The 19,600-nt window shown below is 44.0% G+C and carries 18 protein-coding genes; 10 read left to right on the top strand and 8 right to left on the bottom strand.

What is annotated here, in order from left to right; translation table 11 throughout:
* Positions 1–10: 10 nt before the first annotated feature.
* From IEW05_RS18440 to IEW05_RS18475, 8 genes are all read right to left on the bottom strand, one after another.
* Positions 11–964, bottom strand: coding sequence for a DUF4097 family beta strand repeat-containing protein (locus IEW05_RS18440; RefSeq protein WP_188541310.1), 954 nt, complete (start codon positions 962–964; stop codon positions 11–13).
* On the bottom strand, positions 957–1,562 hold the full coding sequence (locus IEW05_RS18445; RefSeq protein WP_188541311.1) for an HAAS signaling domain-containing protein: 606 nt from the start codon (positions 1,560–1,562) through the stop codon (positions 957–959). Before IEW05_RS18445 ends, IEW05_RS18440 begins: the two co-directional genes overlap by 8 nt.
* Positions 1,559–1,888, bottom strand: coding sequence for a PadR family transcriptional regulator (locus IEW05_RS18450; RefSeq protein ID WP_188541312.1), 330 nt, complete (start codon positions 1,886–1,888; stop codon positions 1,559–1,561). Before IEW05_RS18450 ends, IEW05_RS18445 begins: the two co-directional genes overlap by 4 nt.
* A 185-nt stretch (positions 1,889–2,073) precedes the next feature.
* Positions 2,074–3,036, bottom strand: a complete 963-nt coding sequence (locus IEW05_RS18455) for an ABC transporter permease (RefSeq protein WP_188541313.1) — start codon at positions 3,034–3,036, stop codon at positions 2,074–2,076.
* On the bottom strand, positions 3,037–4,113 hold the full coding sequence (locus IEW05_RS18460) for an ABC transporter permease (protein WP_188541314.1): 1,077 nt from the start codon (positions 4,111–4,113) through the stop codon (positions 3,037–3,039). It lies immediately after the preceding gene.
* A complete protein-coding gene (locus tag IEW05_RS18465) occupies positions 4,110–5,645 on the bottom strand; it encodes an ABC transporter ATP-binding protein (RefSeq protein ID WP_188541315.1) in 1,536 nt (511 codons plus the stop codon). Before IEW05_RS18465 ends, IEW05_RS18460 begins: the two co-directional genes overlap by 4 nt.
* A 117-nt stretch (positions 5,646–5,762) precedes the next feature.
* On the bottom strand, positions 5,763–6,782 hold the full coding sequence (locus IEW05_RS18470) for a BMP family lipoprotein (RefSeq protein WP_188541316.1): 1,020 nt from the start codon (positions 6,780–6,782) through the stop codon (positions 5,763–5,765).
* Between the two features lie 295 nt (positions 6,783–7,077).
* On the bottom strand, positions 7,078–8,640 hold the full coding sequence (locus IEW05_RS18475) for an FAD-dependent oxidoreductase (RefSeq protein WP_229753513.1): 1,563 nt from the start codon (positions 8,638–8,640) through the stop codon (positions 7,078–7,080).
* Positions 8,641–8,840: 200 nt separating this feature from the next.
* On the opposite strand from IEW05_RS18475, the gene IEW05_RS18480 reads away from it, so the two are divergent.
* From IEW05_RS18480 to IEW05_RS18525, 10 genes are all read left to right on the top strand, one after another.
* Positions 8,841–9,230, top strand: a complete 390-nt coding sequence (locus IEW05_RS18480; protein WP_188541317.1) for a Fur family transcriptional regulator — start codon at positions 8,841–8,843, stop codon at positions 9,228–9,230.
* Complete coding sequence (locus IEW05_RS18485) at positions 9,212–10,036, top strand: response regulator transcription factor (RefSeq protein ID WP_229753515.1); 825 nt, start codon at positions 9,212–9,214, stop codon at positions 10,034–10,036. Before IEW05_RS18480 ends, IEW05_RS18485 begins: the two co-directional genes overlap by 19 nt.
* A 348-nt stretch (positions 10,037–10,384) precedes the next feature.
* Positions 10,385–11,245: a uroporphyrinogen-III synthase gene (locus IEW05_RS18490; RefSeq protein ID WP_188541318.1), complete on the top strand. Its 861-nt coding sequence runs from the start codon at positions 10,385–10,387 to the stop codon at positions 11,243–11,245.
* A gap of 19 nt (positions 11,246–11,264) precedes the next feature.
* Positions 11,265–11,906, top strand: coding sequence for a ThuA domain-containing protein (locus IEW05_RS18495; protein ID WP_188541319.1), 642 nt, complete (start codon positions 11,265–11,267; stop codon positions 11,904–11,906).
* An 88-nt stretch (positions 11,907–11,994) separates the two neighbouring features.
* Positions 11,995–12,303, top strand: coding sequence for a phasin family protein (locus tag IEW05_RS18500; protein WP_188541320.1), 309 nt, complete (start codon positions 11,995–11,997; stop codon positions 12,301–12,303).
* A gap of 3 nt (positions 12,304–12,306) precedes the next feature.
* Entirely contained in the window at positions 12,307–13,980 is a 1,674-nt protein-coding gene (locus tag IEW05_RS18505; protein WP_188541321.1) for an ABC1 kinase family protein, read from the top strand.
* Between the two features lie 420 nt (positions 13,981–14,400).
* Positions 14,401–15,915, top strand: a complete 1,515-nt coding sequence (locus IEW05_RS18510; RefSeq protein WP_188541322.1) for a DEAD/DEAH box helicase — start codon at positions 14,401–14,403, stop codon at positions 15,913–15,915.
* 77 nt (positions 15,916–15,992) lie between these two features.
* Positions 15,993–16,919, top strand: a complete 927-nt coding sequence (locus tag IEW05_RS18515) for a M15 family metallopeptidase (RefSeq protein ID WP_373285845.1) — start codon at positions 15,993–15,995, stop codon at positions 16,917–16,919.
* A gap of 228 nt (positions 16,920–17,147) precedes the next feature.
* Positions 17,148–18,509: an FAD-dependent oxidoreductase gene (locus IEW05_RS18520; RefSeq protein WP_188541496.1), complete on the top strand. Its 1,362-nt coding sequence runs from the start codon at positions 17,148–17,150 to the stop codon at positions 18,507–18,509.
* Positions 18,510–18,762: 253 nt separating this feature from the next.
* Entirely contained in the window at positions 18,763–19,587 is an 825-nt protein-coding gene (locus tag IEW05_RS18525; protein WP_188541323.1) for a formate/nitrite transporter family protein, read from the top strand.
* Positions 19,588–19,600 lie beyond the last annotated feature (13 nt).

Raw genomic sequence — 19,600 nt, forward strand, 5'->3', positions numbered from 1 at the left:
ATTCAGATGATTAATTACTAATCTTAATATTACCTGAAGTGGCGCGGATTTTGATCACATCATCCGTTACTCTAGGAGATTCAGGCGCTTTAATATTACCTGAAGTGGTCTTGAGGTCATAGAAGCCTTGGAACTCTGGATCCTTGGACAGCGAGACATTGCCCGAACTTATGGAAATATCTAGAGAATCGGATCGTTGATCGGATATCTTGATGTTACCGGAAGTCAATTTGAATTTTCCGTCTCCGGTGAAATTGCTAAACTTGATGTTGCCGGAGGTCCCTGATGCATCGACAAACCCCTGAACTTGATCGACTGTTATATTGCCTGATGTAGTATGGGTACTGAGTGAACCCGTAACATCGTCTATTCTAATATTGCCTGAAGTGACCGAGGCGGTGGTATTACCCTTGATTTGAGTAGCTTTAATATCACCAGAGGAACCCTTCAATTTTATCTCTTGCCCAGTGATCGAACTCGCATGAATATTACCGGAGGAAGTCTTAAGCTCAATATTTTGACCATTTAGGTTTGTAAAGTATCCATTATTAGATCTTAGATCTGCCACAATAGAATCCAAGGATTCTCCTTTGGCAAGCGCAACGGTTATATTCTGCTTGGATGACTGAAAGTTTATAGAAAGAAAACTTATGTGGAAATTTTCCTTTAATTGCAGGTTTAATGTGCCTTCAGAAAGTTTTGTTTCTTGCAGTTTATCGATGGTTTCCTGCTCCATTGCACCGCTTATTTCAATGTAATCCGTGCCATCGGGACTATCAATGAACGTCATATCGATGTTGTAGTCACTATCTACAATTAGTGATTTGAGTTCTCGCTCGTCAAATACCCATTTGTGATTGTAGGAAGGGAGATCATCCCCAAACTTGAATCCTTGATAAGCCATGCCCGCGAAACCGAGCACGATGAAGATGACGGCAAGGAATGACCAATTTCTTTTATTCATGTCGTAGAGCCCCCTTCACTGTCCGTGTATGCCATGCTTTAAAAGCTAGGCTCATATCCTTGAATACCTTAAATGTACTTTTTGAGGCGATAGTGAACAAGATTCCGATACCTACAAGTGCGATTACAGCATATCCCTTAGCCGGGTAAAACACCCCGTCAGTCAAATAATCTAGACCCAATAGTACTGGACTAATAATACCAACAAAGGCGACGATTGGAAAGCATATCCAAAATGACCACAGCGCAAGTAGCGAGGGGACAACGATGATATCTACAAAAAAGAGTCCAGTATAGACCATAGATTTCATAAAACCATTACGAAGTGATACCTCTGGTACTTGTGGCCGCACGGGAGTGGGTGCCTCTTGTCCCCCAAACCAATAGACGGGTTCTTTGGGAATGAATCGATTACCAAGGGCTTCTCTCGCTAATTCCTCAGGGTGGCCTAATTCGAGAATAACCTCTTCTTCAGTTCTACCATTCTGAAGGGCAAAAGCAAAATGGGCTTCATAGTCTTCCATAAGCTCATTGCATTCTTCAGGTGGAAGAACGGATAAATGGGAATGTAGAAGGCCTAAAAATTGACTTTTGTTCATGAATGTTGCGTTCCTTTCTCGATCAAAGTCGACACACTTTTGACGAATTGTTTCCATTCGATCACCAACATTTTCATATGAATTTCTCCTGCAGATGTCAGTCTGTAATATTTACGCGGGGGACCACCCGTAGATTCCTGTAAGTAAGTAGTACAATAGCCCTCAACGACTAGTCTTCTTAGCAATGGATAGAGAGCTCCCTCTGCAACTTCGATATGTTCAGATACAGATTGGGCTAATTCATACCCATAACGGTCCCGTTCATGAATAAGCACCAGCACGCAAAGTTCCAAGGCGCCTTTCTTGAATTGGATATTGATATCCAAAGAACATCGCCTCATTTTCTTAGTTAATTTATATACACTACTGAACAATAATTAGTATTGGATTATATAATATCACGCAGTACTGATTAATACAATATAGTGTGTCACACAAATGGAAAAACCGCTTGTCAGCAACGTATCAACTACGCGCTGCTCAAGCGGCTGTAATTTATTCATTTCTATGCCTATCGTTTCCCTGGATCGTATGGTTCTCCAAGGGCAGAAGGGGCACGTGACCGTCCTACTGCAGCGACAAGCACGATAATAGTTAGTACATACGGAAGCATGTAAATGAATTCTTGAGGTATGCTGTTTGACCAGGCAAAGAGCGATACATAGCTACGGATGGCTTGCGAGAAACCGAAGAATGCAGCAGCACCAAAGGCGCCGATCGGATTCCATTTACCGAAAATCATCGCAGCAATAGCAATAAAGCCTTGTCCTGAAATGGTGTTGTGAGCAAATGTGCTAGTTGTTGTGAGTGTTACTGTTGCTCCCCCAAGAGCCGCTAAGGCTCCGCTGATCATTACACCAATATAACGCATGCGCTTAACATTCACACCCGCCGTATCCGCTGCACTAGGATGTTCCCCTACTGCGCGGAGACGTAGTCCAAATGGCGTCTTGAATAGAACGAAGTAAGCAACAAACACAAGAATAATCGCCAAATAGGTAGTAGGATAATTGTGAAATAAGCCCTCACCGATAATTGGGATTTTGGAAAGCCAAGGGATCGCCACTTTATTGAATACATTCTTAAGCAGAGCAGTCTCGCCGTCACCGTGAAAAATAAGCTTAACCATATAGAGTGTACTTCCTGTTGCCAGGAAGTTAATGACGATACCGCTGATAATCTGATCCGCTTTGAAGGTAATGGAGGCTAGGGCATGGATGAGTGAAGCGAGAACCCCGACGATCAGAGCAGTGATGAGACCTATCCACGGCGAAGCTACTCCCATACCAGCCTCTCCGGCAAAGTGTGTACTAACTGCTGCCGCGAAGGCACCGAATGTCATTAATCCTTCAATACCGATATTCGTAACCCCGGAACGCTCCGAGAAGATGCCGCCCAAGGCCCCAAAGATGAGTGCTGTAGAAAATACCAGCGTCGTGTTCATCAGTTGACCGAGTGTAGTTACCCAATCCATTTACAACACCTTCCCTTTCTTACGTTTGAGGTAAAGGGGTTTAAGCACGAAACGTACGATACCTGGTGCAGCAATAAAGAAAATAATGGAGCCGATAACGATTCGGATCAACTCTGGTGGAACACCAGCGCCGAAGCTCATTCCGGCAGAACCATACGTTAGTACACCGAACAAGATTCCACCTAGCAATACTCCGAATGGATGATTCATACCGATTAGAGCTACAGCAATTCCATCAAATCCTATACCCGGTGTTCCGGACAGAACGGATTGATAGTGGAACACGCCGAGTACTTGACAAGCTCCTGCGAGTCCGGCGAACATTCCACTTATAAACATCGCCTTTACAACATTTTTACCTACATTCATCCCTGCATATTCCGCTGCATGAGGATTGAGACCAACTGCACGTAGCTCGTACCCTTGCTTTGTTTTCCAGAGGAAAATGTAGAAGAATACTGCTGCTAATACAGCGAGGAGCATCCCCCAGTGAATTCGAGCATTGCTGAATAGGTCCGATATCCATTGGATAGTGATAGAAGCGCTTTCTGGAAGGTCTTCAGAACGTTGTTGTCCTGGAAGAAGAAGAAAATGCATAACAACATAATTCCCTAGATACAGGGCTGTCCAGTTCAGCATAATCGTTGTGATGACCTCATTGACCCCACGTTTTGCTTTGATATAACCAGCGAGCGCTGCCCATAAACCACCGGCGATCCCACCTACAATTACAGCGAGTGGAGCATGAATAATTGCAGGAAGCCCAGACAATTTGATACCGATAAACGATGCAGCAGTCATCCCAATGATAAATTGTCCTTCGCCACCAATATTGAACAGACCTGCACGGAAGGCGAATGCTACAGCCAGTCCCGTTAATATCAAGGGGGTGATTTCACGAAGAGTTTCCCCGAAATCATACAGATTTCCAAACACCTGCGAGAATAGTGATTGATATGCTAATAAAGGATCATATCCTCCGAAAAGCATAATGATTGCTCCAACAATAAGTCCCATCACAATAGCCGTTATAGGAACAACAATGCTGCTGGAGAAAATCTTAAATATTTTATTCATCCTCTTTGACCTCCAGCAGCAAGGCTACCTGCCATCATCAGACCTAATTCTTGATCATTGGTTTGCTCTGGCAAGACTTCCCCGACAATTTTACCTTCATAAATGACCACAATCCGGTCGGACACATTCATGATTTCATCAAGTTCAAAAGAAATCAGCAACACGGCTTTGCCTTTATCTCGTTGTGCTATTAATTGCTTTTGTACAAACTCGATAGCACCAACGTCTAGACCACGCGTAGGCTGAGCAGCGACCAGAACATCGGGATCTTTATCAATTTCCCGTGCGATGATGGCCTTCTGTTGATTACCTCCGGACAAAGAACGCGCTAAAGTCGTAATTCCCGGTGTTCTTACGTCAAATTGTTCGATCAGGCGTTGGGCTTGCTTTTTAATGGCATCGAAGTTTAAAAATCCACGTTTGCTATACGGGTCTTTATAGTAGGTTTCAAGTACAAAGTTCTCGCTCATCGAGAAATCAAGCACCAAGCCATGCTTGTGTCGATCCTCTGGAATATGGGCGACGCCGCTTTCAGCCACAAATCGAGGTGTACGACCTGCGATTTCTTTGCCACTAACCTTAACGGAACCTTGATCAGGACTGCGTAATCCGGTGATCACTTCGATTAACTCAGACTGACCATTACCATCAACACCGGCAATCCCTAAGATTTCCCCAGCTTTTACGTCAAAACTCAGGCCATTTAAGACGGATACCCCATCCTTACGCTTTAACTGGATATCGTTCACCGACATCACTGTTTCTCCCGGTTCTGCTGGCTGCTTATCCACTTTAAATGTAACATTTCTTCCAACCATTTTCTCAGCAAGCTGGCTAGGATTGGATTCCGAGGTTTTGACCGTGTCGATTACCTTACCACGACGAATGATGGTCACCGTATCAGAAATATGCATAATCTCTTTCAATTTATGAGTAATGAGAATGATAGATTTTCCTTCAGCAACTAACCGTCGCATAATATCCATCAATTCAGTAATTTCTTGGGGTGTAAGAACAGCCGTCGGTTCATCAAAAATCAAAATCTGTGCACCGCGATATAATGTTTTTAGTATTTCAACCCGTTGTTGCATACCAACGGATATGTTCTGGATTTTGGCATAGGGATCGACTTTTAATCCATATTGCTCTGATAAGTTCTTAATTTTGGTTGCGGCTGATTTATGATCCAGGCTGATTCCATGCTTAGGTTCCATTCCCAGAATAATATTCTCAGTTACGGTAAAAGGTTGGACCAGCTTGAAATGTTGGTGAACCATTCCGATCCCATATTCAATGGCCTTATTTGGATTGTCGATTTGAACTGGCTTGCCATCGATTTCAATGCTACCCTCATCCGGTTGGTACAACCCAAACAGGATGTTCATCAGCGTGGACTTTCCGGCTCCATTCTCACCAAGTAAGGCGTGAATTTCACCTTTATGCAGTTTTAGGCTGATGGAATCATTAGCGACAATACCCGGAAAACGTTTTGTAATGGATTTCAACTCGACGACAGGGTTGGATGCATTCATAAGGATCACCCTTCTATTAGATTTCATCTAGCAGGTCTTTAACAAACGACAAGGCCAGTTGTAGTAACTAGCCTTGTCATTAATTATATTTGATTATTCTAATGCTGGGAATAGAACTTATTTAGTTGGAGCCTCAGGAACAACGATTTCACCACTGATGATTTTTGCTTTATAATCTTCTACTTTAGCAAGGATCTCTGCAGAAACGTTTTTGCTGGAAGTATCAGCAATACCTACACCATTATCTTTCAAACCAAGCGTTTCAGTTCCACCAGTAAACGTACCGTCAACAACTTGTTTACTTACACGTTTTACAGCTTCGTCTACACGTTTGATCATGGAAGTCAAAGTGATTTCATCACCAAATTCAAGGGATTGGTCTTTGTCGACTCCAATAACCCAAACATCTGCGCCAGCTTTTTTACGAGCGATACCTTCATTGAAAACACCAGTTCCTGTAGCGCCAGCAGCTGGGAATAAGATGTCTGCTCCATCATTATAGTAAGTTGCTGCTTGTGTTTTACCTAGGTCAGGTTTGTCGAAAGCGCCTGTGTAGTTAATCATAACTTGGGCATCCGGATTAACGGCTTTGACCCCTGCTTGGAATCCAGCTGCAAACTTCTCGATAACTGGAAGCTGCATTCCGCCAATGAAGCCGACTTTATTGGTTTTTGTAGTTAGACCTGCAACTACACCAACAAGGAAAGAACCTTCATTTTCAGAGAAAGTTACAGATTTAACGTTAGGTGCATCAACAACGGCATCAATGATCGCCAGTTTGGCATCTTTGTTTTGATCGGCTACTGTTTTAATGTCTTTTTCCAAGCTCATACCAATACCCCAAGTGAGGTCGTAGCCGCCTTTTACAAATTTATTAAGGTTCGTTACGTAATCATCAGCCTTAGTACTTTGTAAGTACTCAACTTTAACTCCATCCGATTCTTTAATGGATTGAAGACCTTCCCAAGCGGATTGGTTAAACGATTTGTCATTAACGCCACCTACGTCAGTAACCATCCCAACTTTAATGTTGGAAGTTGCTCCGTTACCGCCAGTTTCGTTCTTCTTGCCGCAAGCGGACAAGACTAGGGTTACTGCAAGCAGCATTACCATAGTTAGTTTGATTGATTTTTTCATTTATACTTTCCCCCTTCAGAGTGTAAAACATAATCAGCACCATGAAGTGCCTGTATGACCACTCTGATTATACAATTAAAGATACGCAAAATCCAGATGTTATTGACCGTAGTTTAATAAACGTTCGTGACAATTTGGTTGTAAGCGGTTCATATGGAAACACCTAACATCCATTGTTCGGTTTGTGCGTGAATTTGCACAAAAATTAATATTTATATTCTACTCGGAAAACTAAACTTTATCTCGTTAAAGCGCTGTGATTAATGAGACTTGTAGGAAGCATTTAGAAGCATTTCTACAATTCAAGCTGTGGGGTTAGTGTTTTCAGATCTTGTGTGGCGGGTCCCTCCAATACATGTCCTTTATAATCAAATCTTGATCCATGGCATGGGCAATCCCAAGATCGTTCCGCATCATTCCACTGCACTTCGCAGCCAAGGTGCGTACAAGTAGTATCCACTAGATATAGTTTACCTTCTTTATCTCTATAAGCTCCTGCTCTTTTGCCGCAATGCTTAACTACGCTACCCTCATCAGCCCTTAGATCATCTGGTTTCATATATACCGTTCCTATTTTCCCGGAGACTAGCTCTTTCGCCACGGTAGCATTTTGAACCGCGAGGTTCTTAATGCTAGGATTCATCTTGAACCGTGATGGGGTGAACAATTCCGCGTAGCGGTTATCTTTACCGAGAATTAAATCGTGAATCAGATGTGCTGCGAGTGTTCCAGTGGTCATACCCCATTTCCCATAACCAGTTGCTACGTAAACATTAGGATGTCTGGAGTTAAGAACACCGATATACGGAACTTCATCAATCGTAATGAGATCTTGCGTAGACCAGCGGTATGGAATGCCGGTTAGGTCATATAATGATCCGCCAAACTTCTCTAGCTCTTCGTAATGACGAAGTGTGCACTGACTATCTCCAGTTCGGTGAGATTCTCCACCAACTAGAATAACTTGCTTACCATTCATTTTGGCAGATCGTAAGGAGCGTTTTGGTTCACCACAATTGATGTACATTCCCCCTTCAAAACGAGTTCTCGCTTCCAGGGCAATAGCGTAGGATCGTTCGGCATGTAACCTTGTGAAATACAAGGAACCCCCGTCGAAGAACGGAAAGTGAGATGCTGATACAGCGTGATTACAGGAGATCATATGGCCACTTTGAGTCTTTAATTGAAGCCGTTCATCTTCACCTTGCTCCGCATAATCTTCCATCAAGGTATGTTCATATAATGAACCACCATGCGTGGTAATGTAGTCTGTTAGGGCACGTAAGTAGAGAAGGGGATGGAATTGAGCCTGATTTCTGAGTCTGATGGCTCCCTTGATAGTTAGTGGAACAGGAACAGTGTCTACCCATTCACCCGGGAGTCCAAGCTGCCCATATGCTTGCCATTCCTGCTGCAATTGTTCAGCTTGTTCATCAGAGTCTGCGTATAGATAAGCATCCTCCTCTTCCAAGTAGCACTCGATCTCATGCTCCTTTACGGTATCTCTAATGAATTGAAGCGCTTCTTCATTGGCTTCGAAATACAGCTTGGCTGCTTCTTCACCAAAATGCTGGATCAACTTACTGTACATCATTCCGTGTTGGGAGGTTATTTTAGCGGTGGTATAGCCAGTTGCCCCATCAAGAATCGTAGCTGCATCTAGGACCGCAACTTTTAGACCGGCTTTTGTTAATACATAAGCTGTGGAAATGCCGGTTATACCCGCTCCGACTATAGCAACGTCCACTTTTATGTCATTACTTAACTTCGGAAAGGTAGGTAGAGATGAGGTTTCTCTCCACAACGATTCCGGGAATTGGGGTAAAGCAGGCAAATTTTGAAGTAGATCTTTCCTCAAGCTGTGCTCCTCCTTTTGGTATGGAAAGTAATCATCGATGCATATTTATCGAACGAACTATTCATAGTATGAGAAAAATGTTCTACGAACATGCGTGAAAGGAGACATTACAGGTTAGATCAGCCCATTGACGCATTATGAAATAAGACTTATACTAATTCTAAATTAAAAATATAATACATTAGGGAATGATATATATAATGAGAGCTTTGAATTTAACCACACAACGCAAGGCCGTATATGATGTGATTCGTAATACGCATGATCACCCGACGGCGGCAGATGTGATGAACCGTTTGGTGGAGCAAGGCTACAATTTTGCCTATGGTACAGTGTATAACTCACTAAGATATTTGGTGGATAAAGAGATGGTTCGTGAATTGAAGCTGGGAGAGGCTGCCAGCCGATATGACGCCAAGTTGGATGATCACCAACACATTCTTTGTGAGATATGTGGACATGTCGATGAGGTAATGACTAAAGTTCCTGAAGACTGGACCAACGAAGTCTCTAAAGAGACTGGATATGATGTGCATCATGCTCATGTCGTATTCGGGGGGGTGTGTCCAGCGTGTCAGCAGAAGAAATAAAGGATTCAGATTATCCTGCTGGGAACATTACACCGTTTCGACATCCAGTTGATATGGATGCATCCACGATGGGTCAGGAGCAATCTGTTGTTGAAATGAACGCATGTCCGGTTACACAACGTGTCATTATCGTTAGCCCGTTTCCGAGTGAAATTCACGAATTGGTACGGGACCTATCGGATGGTTGCTTTGATGTTCTAGTGTTTCATCACTGGGAGCAGGGGATTCGTAACGCCTTGGCTGCGGACTTATTGATCTTTGACCTAACTCCATATGGTAGTAGAGAAGAACAAATCGCAATGAAATCTTTAGTACAGCAGGAGACAGGGGGAATTCCTTCCTTAATGCTAGTGAAGGAATCGATGCTCGCTCGTTTGGATCAAGGGTTGATGAATCAGGAACTGTTGGTTTGGCCTGCCCGCCCGCAGGAAGTTCTCTATCATGTTCAACGTATTATTCGAAGTGGAGAGAAACGCTCTTCTTCATCTCGTTTGCTGGAAGGTACATCCCCAGCTATCTACAAAGATCTGTGGATAGATCGCAAGAAAATGTCTGTCTATCGTAGTGGGAACAAGATTGAATTGACGAAGACGGAGTATGAGCTATTGATTAAACTTCTGGAACAAGAAGGTAGTGTCCTTTCGCGTGAGGAATTGTTGGAGCAAGTGTGGGGAACCTCTTTCTTAGGTGGAAGCAACGTGGTTGATGTTCATATTAAGAGCTTACGTAAGAAACTGGGAGATCGCGCTGCCGATTCATTATATATTGCAACTGTACGTGGTGTAGGATATCGCTTAGCAGATTAAGTAAATTCTTATAGAGGAAGTTCAAAAAGCCATCTATTGATCACGAAGCATATCAAGAAGCGGATTCGACATCGAATCTTGAATTCAGCCGGGCCCTCTGGTGCTCACGTAGGTTTTGCCTACGCTCCGCTCCTCGGTCCCTGGCTTCATCCAACCTTCTTGGTGCTGAATATCTGGCTTTTTGAACACTTACTTATAGCTTATCAACTTAAAGTGGTCGTTCATCATCATTGATGAACGGCTTTTCTGTTATTTACTTCACTTCTTGTGTCGTTTAAGCTGGAGCTAGGTTAAGTAGTCTAGGGGATAGTTACATATATTAAATCAGTTGAATACAGGGGGAGTATTATGCCACGGAGATTGGAAGGTAAAAGGATTGCATTAACAGGGCCACGTCGGGCAGAGGAATTGGGGAAGCTAGTGGAAAACTTGGGTGGAATCCCGTTGTATCGACCTGCACAAGGAACCGTGCTTCTAGATGATATCGATCTTCGCAATGCCATACTCTCATGGGTAAATTCTCCTCCGGACTGGTCGATATTTACAACAGGTATGGGACTCGAGGCTATGTTCGATATGGCAGAGGATATGGAAGTAGTTCAGCAACTTTGGGACAACCTAAGAGTGACATCCATCGCGGCACGGGGTTATAAGACAGCTAACGCTTTGAAGAAGCGTCAACTGACGCCTATGGTGCGTGATGATGATGGCAGTACGGAAGGTTTGATTCGTGGACTTTCTGCATATGATTTACATGACAAAACCATTATGTTGCAGCTTCATGGAGATCCTGCTCCTCGTTTAGTCCATTGGTTACAGGATCAAGGGGCGACATGTACTCCCATTCTTCCTTATCGCCATATAGCACCACCAGAGGGAGCGCTTGAAATGCTCCTGTATGATATTATGGAAGGCAAGGTTGATGCTGTTACCTTTACAAGCGGCCCACAAGTTAGGTTCCTGCTGGAGTATGCTAACAAACAGCAGTGTTTGCCTGAACTGATTAATATGCTGCATGGCCCAGTTATTGCTGTTGCGGTAGGCAAAGTAACAGCACAGGGATTATATGAGGCAGGGGTTCCCCGTGTGCTCTTCCCTATGGAAGAACGAATGGGCAGCATGATGATTGAGCTAACTCGTTATTATGCCGGTGAAGCCCAGCCCTTATCTATAGAAAGGTCAGCGGACTCAACCGGTGAACAGGTTTAGGTTATAGGAGGACATTAATATGACGAATAAGAAAAAAGCACTTTTGATTGGGGATTACACCCATCCGAAATTTCATCCTCTTCAGGGTGTTGATGAAGAGATCACTCACATTTTACATGATTCCCTTTCGGTTCAGTGTAGTGAGAACAAACAAATGCTCGAGCTAGGGAATATAGAAGCTTTTGATTTATGTATTTCATATCACGATAGTTGGGCAGAGAAAGTATCTTCAAAGCAGGCGGCTGGACTATTGTCCTTTGTTAGTGGTGGTGGTGGGTTGCTGGTTCTTCATAACGGCATTGTGCTGCAGAAGAAGTATGAACTGGCTCAAATGATTGGGGCCAAAAATACAGTACATCCGTCATTTTGCAAATTGGATATGAGAATTACAGATCCAGAGCATGATATCATGCAGGACATCGAGCCATTTGAAATCTCAGATGAACCTTATCGCTTTGAGTTTGATCCATTTAATGAAACAACGATTCTTATGGAATATAATCTAGATGGAGAATGGCATCCCGCTGCATGGGCGCATGCTTACGGCTTAGGTCGTGTAGTATATCTATTGCCGGGACGTGATCAGGCTGCGTTTCAGCATCCGGAATACCGTAAATTAGTTCTCCAAAGTGCAAAATGGGCAGCGAGATGTCCAAGCTAAAGTAATCTTTTGTGATCATCATGACTAAAATCTGGTTTATAGGGTATAAGCTATAGGATCATATTTTGGAAAGGGTGGGTGGTTAATCATGACCGATTTGTTGAAAAAAGCTATTTCATTAGGATGGGGTCTAACTATCGTTAGTAAGGAAAAGGTGGAAGACCTGGTTGATGATTTGGTGAAGCGGGGTGAGCTCGAGCCTGCGGAGTCTAAACAATTTGTGGAGCGGTTAATCGACAGAGGAGCGGAAGAGCAGACGAGGCTCAAAAAATTGGTGAATGAACAGGTCCAATCTACGCTTCAGCATATGGGACTTGCCTCTGCCAAAGAAGTCGAGGAGCTCGCAAGGCGCGTTGCTGAATTAGAAATCAAAGTAGCTGAACTCCAGCAGCCGTAAGCCATGGGCAACTTTGTTCGGCAAACCGGCCGTTATCGGGAAATTGCCATGGCGCTAGGGCGCCATGGCTTTGGTTATATTGTGGAGGGAATTGGATTAACGAAACTATTGTCAGCCCCGTTCCACCGGATGAGGAAAAGTGAACATGAGAGTTTAACGTTAGCTGTACGAATTCGTCTTGTGCTTGAAGAACTTGGGCCTACTTTTGTTAAAGTGGGACAGCTAGCTAGCACCCGTACGGACCTACTTCCGGCGGATATCATCTCCGAACTTGTTAAGTTACAAGATCAAGTGCCGCCTTTTTCGGCACAAGAAGCCATTAAGATTCTAGAGAGTGAGCTTGATATTCCGATAGATGAACTGCTTGAAAAGTTCGAAGAAATACCTTTGGCTGCCGCTTCGCTTGGGCAGGTTCATAAGGCAACACTGCTAACCGGTGAAGTGGTGGCAATTAAGGTTCAGCGCCCAGGTGTTGCAGCCCTGATTCAGCAGGACTTGAATATTCTCAAACATTTGACTAGCATGGCGCAGAAACATTGGCCGTGGATCGTTCGATATCAAATTCCTGCGATGGTCGATGAATTCTCCAAGTCAATTATAGCGGAACTTGATTATAGTAATGAAGGCCGGAATACGGAGAAAATTCGCAGACAGCTACACGATAGTAAGGGGATTTATATTCCTAGTATTCATTGGTACTGTACTTCATCCAAAGTATTGACGATGGACTTTGTGGAAGGAATTCATTTGAAACGACTTTCCGAAGAGCAAGAGTATAAACAGGTTGATCCTAAGGAAATTGCCGAGAGGCTTGTTAACGCCATGCTTCGGCAGATATTTATCGGAGGGGTGTTCCATGCGGACCCACACCCTGGTAATTTGTTAGTTACACCAAGCGGTGATTTAGCGTTTATTGATTTTGGAATGGTCGGACGGTTGAATTCAAAAATGAAGGACCACCTCGCTTCACTTGTTATTTCGCTAATGCAGCGTAATACAAGTGGGATGGTACGAGCAATTCAACGAATGGGATTGCTTGGCGACAACGAGGACGAAGCGGGACTGAGGATGGACCTCGAACGATTGCATGATCAATATTACGATCTTCCATTCTCCGAGATTCGCATCGGTGAAGCGCTGCAGGATCTGTTCGCTACTGCTCAGCAACATGGTATTATCTTACCACCGGATTTACTCCTGCTGGCAAAGGCACTACTGACAGTAGAAGGGGTCGCACTAAGTTTAGATCCGCAGCTGCGAATCCTTGATCTGGCTGAGCCTTTTGGTCGCAAGCTTCTTCGGGAGAAGTATAGTGCAAGTCGAATCAACAAAAAGCTACTTAGTGGTGCCAGTGAATTTGCGGAATCTATAAGCGAGCTACCGCATCAAGCAAGGAGATTATCCAATCTACTTAGTAAAGGCAAAGTTAAGGTGGAGATGGATGTACCTGAATTGGAACATATTCTGAGGAAAATGGACCAGATCGGGAATCGGTTATCTTTTAGCATCGTACTTTTAGCCTTTAGTATTATTATGGTTGGTTTGATTGTGGGCTCTTCACTAACACGAAGGCCTACTCTATTATGGGACTTCCCTGCCATTGAAATTGGGTTTGTTGTAGCTACGTTTATGGTTATCTGGTTGCTGTATTCGATATACAAGTCGGGAAGGTTTTAACTAGATTACCGGTATCATTCTACAACGCTACAAAGTATTTCAGGGCAATCTCTGTTACAATAGGGGAGGTCCTGTTTGTTCGACCATTCTTTTTTAAGAGGTAGTTCAAAAAGTCATCTTTTGATCACGAAGTAAATCATGGAGTGTTATCGACATCGAATCTTGAATTCAGCCGGGCCTAGCATACGATTTCGTCGTATGTTTCCTGCGGAAACATTTGAGGTGCTCACGTAGGTTTTGCCTACGCTCTGCTCCTCAGTCCCTATCTTCATTCAACCTTCTCGAGCGTTTTGAAAAAACGCAACTTCGAAAGCATAGACTCTGGTGCTGACAATCTAACTTTTTGAACACGTTCTTTAACGGACAAAGGCGCACGAAGATGCGAGTAGTCGTATCTATCAAAATATGAGGTGAGTACTTTTGACAACATTTAACCAATGGGGCCTTTCCCCCGCCCTACTTGATATATTACAGAAACAAGGCATCGTAAAGCCTACGCCGGTCCAAGAGGCCGCTATTCCAGCTTTGCTGTCGGGTGAGGATGTTATCGCCCAAGCTCAAACGGGAACAGGTAAGACTTTGGCATTCTTGTTGCCTATCATTGAGAAGATCCGTGTGGATCGTAAAGACGCACAAGCTATGATTATTACGCCTACACGCGAGCTGGCAATTCAAATTACGGCTGAGGCACGTAAGCTGACGAATGCCAAAGAGGGTCTGTCTATCCTAGCTGCATACGGAGGACAGGATGTAGAAAGACAACTTCGTAAGCTGAAGAATGGTACGCAATTAGTCATTGGTACACCGGGCCGTTTGCTGGATCATTTACGTCGCGGGTCACTTACACTAGGTTCTATCAAAATGTTGGTATTGGATGAAGCCGATCAAATGCTGCATATGGGCTTTTTGGCAGAAGTAGAAAGTATTATCCGTATGATACCAAGAAATCGTCAAACGATGTTATTCTCTGCAACGATGCCAGATAACGTGAAGAGATTGGCGAAGACCTATATGGATCAGCCGAAGGATATTCGTATCGCCGAGACGTCTCGTGTAACGCTGGATAGTATTAAGCAAATTGTTGTTGAAACGACAGATCGGGGAAAACAACAAGCGCTTATCGAAATGATCCGCAGTAACCGTCCTTATTTGGCCGTTATATTCTGCCGGACTAAGCGACGGGCCAGTGTGCTTAATGAAGCGCTGCAGGAAGCTGGTTTTGCTTCTGACGAGCTGCACGGTGATTTATCACAGTCCAAGCGTGAGCAGGTTATGCGCGCTTTCCGTGAAGCGAAGTTGGAATTGTTAGTCGCGACGGATGTTGCTGCCCGGGGTATCGATGTTGAGGGTGTGACTCATGTATTCAATTACGATATTCCGCAGGATGCGGATAGTTATATTCACAGGATTGGCCGAACAGGTCGCGCTGGGGAGAAGGGTATTGCCGTCACATTTGCTTCTCCGCGGGACATTGAAGCACTACGGAATATTGAGCGCGGAATTTCTCTGCGGTTAGAGCGACAAGGGGGTAGCCTTAACGGCACGAATGTAGAACGTACAGGAAGTGCTTCGGCTGGAACTCGCGAGGGTAATAGATCTGGAGGCCGGACGAAGAGTGAGCCAGCAGGTCGGGAGAGATCCAGACGTGGAGGTAACGACAACTCTCGTGGACGGCGCAATTCCAGCTCATCCACTGCGGGAACACGCGGCGAAGGACGGAGTGGAGGTCGTAGCGGTGGTCGTGGTGGCGAGAGCCGTATAGGTCGTAGTAGCGAAGGCCGTGGCCCTGTTGGTCAAGGTGAAGCAAGACGTGGACAAAGTAGACCAGATGGTGCCAAACGTGGCGGTCAAGGTGGATCAACGGGTTCCGCAGGACGTGGACAAGGTAGTGGACGCAATGGTGGAAATGAGCGCGGAGGCCGTAACGGACGTTAATTGAATATAAGGATATATAGAACAAAACCAGAAGTTACATGTGTGGCTTAGGGTGAGAAACTAGGGGGGAACCGACCTTGAGCAAATGGATTAACTTGTTGTGGAGAAAGAAAGGAAAGATGATTCAAGCACCTGGTGTTAAGGGAGCGGGATTGAAGCCACTAACTACGGTCCTGATTCTTTTAGTAGCGGTTGTTTTGTTAGCTGGATGTGGTAAGAAGAATGAGAATTCGACGCAACCTGTGAACGGCACAAATGTGAGTGAATCCGGTGATACGGGTGAAGGAAATGTCGTTACTCCTGAGAATGGAGAGAATGATGGAACGAACACAACTCCTGGTCAAAATGGTAATTCCTCTTCAGGGGAGCAGACCTCGGCACCTGATGTGAATAAGGAACCCGATCTAACAGAGGCAACTGACCCTGAGAGTATAGCGGTGTTGGTGAACAAGGAGTTTGCCCTACCGGATGACTACGACCCTACAGATTTGGTATATCCAGACGTAAGGTTTACCTTTAAAGAGAAGATCGAGAAACGTATGATGCGTAAAGAAGCTGCAAAGGCTCTGGAGGAAATGTTTGCTGGCGCGGAGGAAGATGGCGTCTATCTAGCTGGTGTTTCAGCTTATCGCTCCCATAGTAGACAGACAACACTGTTTAATCAATATGTGGCGAGGGACGGAGAAGAGAAAGCCAAAACTTACAGCGCTGTACCAGGTCATAGTGAACATGAAACGGGACTCGCCATCGACGTATCAGGTAGTGATGGGAAATGTGCGGCAGAGGATTGTTTTGGCGGTACGAAGGAAGCCAATTGGCTTGCTGATCACGCAACGGAGTATGGATTCATCATCCGTTATCCGGATGGACAAGAGTCTATCACAGGCTACAAGTATGAACCGTGGCATCTACGTTATGTAGGTAAAGAAATCGCGGCGAGTATCGCTGAAAGAGGAATTACTTTAGAAGAATATTATGATGCCGTACCGGTGTCTGGCAATTAATGAAATGATAATCCAGTAAAAGGCTGCTTCCAAATGGAAGTGGCCTTTTTCATATGAACATTTTGCCAACTGTGCTCGTTTTCTTGCAATGTGATAAATATCACATTATAATACATATATAAGGTGATTTTTTTCACATTGCTACACGCTTCAAAGTGAACGATTTCACAATATAATTTTTTGGCATCATGACCCTGTAACTGAGGGATCTTAGAGGAGGATGAAATGATGAAAGTAGCAGTTATTGGATGTACTCACGCAGGCACTGCCGCTATTGTAAACACAGCTAAATTGTACCCCGAGGCAGAAATTACAGTGTATGAACGAAATGATAATATATCTTTTTTGTCTTGTGGAATTGCGTTATATGTTGGTGGTGTAGTTGAAGATGCTAGCGGACTATTCTATTCTTCCCCTCAGCAGCTTGCGGAACTAGGAGTAACAACGAAGATGCAGCATGAGGTAACCTCGGTGAACACTTCTCTAAAAACTCTTACTGCACGTAACCTACAAACAGGTGAGGAATTGGAGGAGACGTTCGACAAGCTAATTGTTACGACAGGATCTTGGCCTATTATACCGAAATTTGAAGGAATTGAATTAGAGAACATTGTACTCTCCAAGAATTTTAATCACTCTAATACGATCATTGAGAAGGCACAAAATGCACGTAATATTGTTGTTGTTGGTGCTGGTTATATCGGCATAGAATTAGTGGAAGCATTCCAAATGAATGGTAAACAAGTCACATTAATTGACGCAGAGGATCGAATTCTTAGTAAATATTTAGATCCTGAATATACGGATAAGATTGAAGCCTCTTTACGTGATCACGGCATTGCGTTAGCACTTGGGGAGAAAGTAACACGATTTGAAGGAGCAGATGGTAAAGTAGGTAAGGTCATTACTGATCAAGGTCAATACGAAGCCGATCTTGTTATCCTTTGTATCGGTTTCCGTCCGAATACTGAGCTGCTAAAGGGACAAGTTGAGATGATGGACAATGGGGCGATTATTGTCAACGAATATATGCAGACTAGTCAGCGTGATGTATATGCTGCTGGGGATAGCTGTGCTATACGCTATAATCCTACGGGGAAGAATGCTTATATCCCACTGGCTACAAATGCGGTTCGTATGGGGACACTGGTAGCTCGAAATTTGGTATCCCCGACGATAAAATATATGGGAACTCAAGGCACATCCGGAATTAAAATTTATGAAGACAACATCGCTGGTACTGGAATGACGGAAACAGCCGCAGCCCTTGCAGGGATACAGGCAGAAGCCGTACTTATAAATGATCATTATCGTCCTGAGTTTATGCCGACACACGAGTCGCTCATGCTAAAGGTAGTGTATGAGAAAGACACGAGAGTAATACTTGGTGCACAAATCATGTCTAAGGTGGATTTGACGCAATCAATCAATACGATCTCAGTTTGTATTCAGAATAAAATGAAGATGGAGGAGCTTGCATTTGTCGATTTCTTCTTCCAACCGCATTATAACAAACCATGGAATTTCTTGAATAGCGCAGGTCTTGGAGCATTGCCAGCGGTGCCATCGCGTGAAGTGTCACATGCTTAACTAATGTTTATGGTGAACTAACGATCATCGGCCAACTGTAAAGAGCAAATAGTACAGCTGGCCGTGTGATGTTAGTTGAGGTTCATCACGATGTAATAAGTTGATTTATGTGTAATTGATGTGAATTAATTCACTTAAATGAAAGCGTTAACGTGATCTTTGTTACTTTTCGGGCGATGTCTACCGCGATACAATCATATTTGAGATTATAATATACTATTAAATAGACATTCGGCAAAAAGGAGATTGGACCATGGCTTATTACAAACCTCAGCAGATTGCTGCGATCACCGTGGAAAATGGGGTAAAGAAGGCGCACAACCCGCTGTTAACGGTTTTAATTTTAGGATTCCTAGGTGGGGCCTTTATTGCTCTTGGGTTTTTGCTAGATATTCGAGTTATCAGTAGTGCTCCTAAAGAATGGGGAAGTATAGCAAGCTTTATCGGTGCGGCTGTGTTCCCGGTGGGCTTGATCATGGTACTGCTAGCTGGTGGCGAACTGTTAACAGGTAATATGATGGCAGTTCCGTTAGCACGTATGAGTAAGAAAATTACAACAGGTGAGATGTTTAAAAATATCGTGCTGATTACCATCAGCAATTTTGTTGGAGCATTGTTTGTAGCGTACTTCTTTGGGCATGTCGTTGGCTTGACTTCAAGTGGAGCTTATTTAGATAAACTAGTTGATATGGCAGGCCATAAGCTGGATGACAGCTTTCTTCAAGCCTTCATTTCAGGTATTGGCTGTAACTGGTTGGTAGCTTTGGCAGTATGGTTATCCTACGGGGCTGACAACATGAGCGGAAAAATTCTTGGAATTTGGTTTCCGACGATGGCATTCGTTGCTATTGGCTTTCAGCACGTCGTGGCTAATATGTTCCTTATTCCAGCGGCGATCTTTGAAGGTTACTTCTCTTGGGGCGATTATTTGAGAAATTTCGTTCCGGTCTGGCTCGGCAATTTAGTGGGCGGAGGGATATTTGTAGCAGGAGCTTACTGGACAGCCTACTTGAAAGATGCTGCATCTGATAAAACGGCTGATCAACATGGAAATGCAACAACATCCGTAACAAAGTAACAAGACTTTGGTA

It is taken from the genome of Paenibacillus segetis (assembly GCF_014639155.1).
Lineage (GTDB): Bacteria > Bacillota > Bacilli > Paenibacillales > Paenibacillaceae > Fontibacillus > Fontibacillus segetis.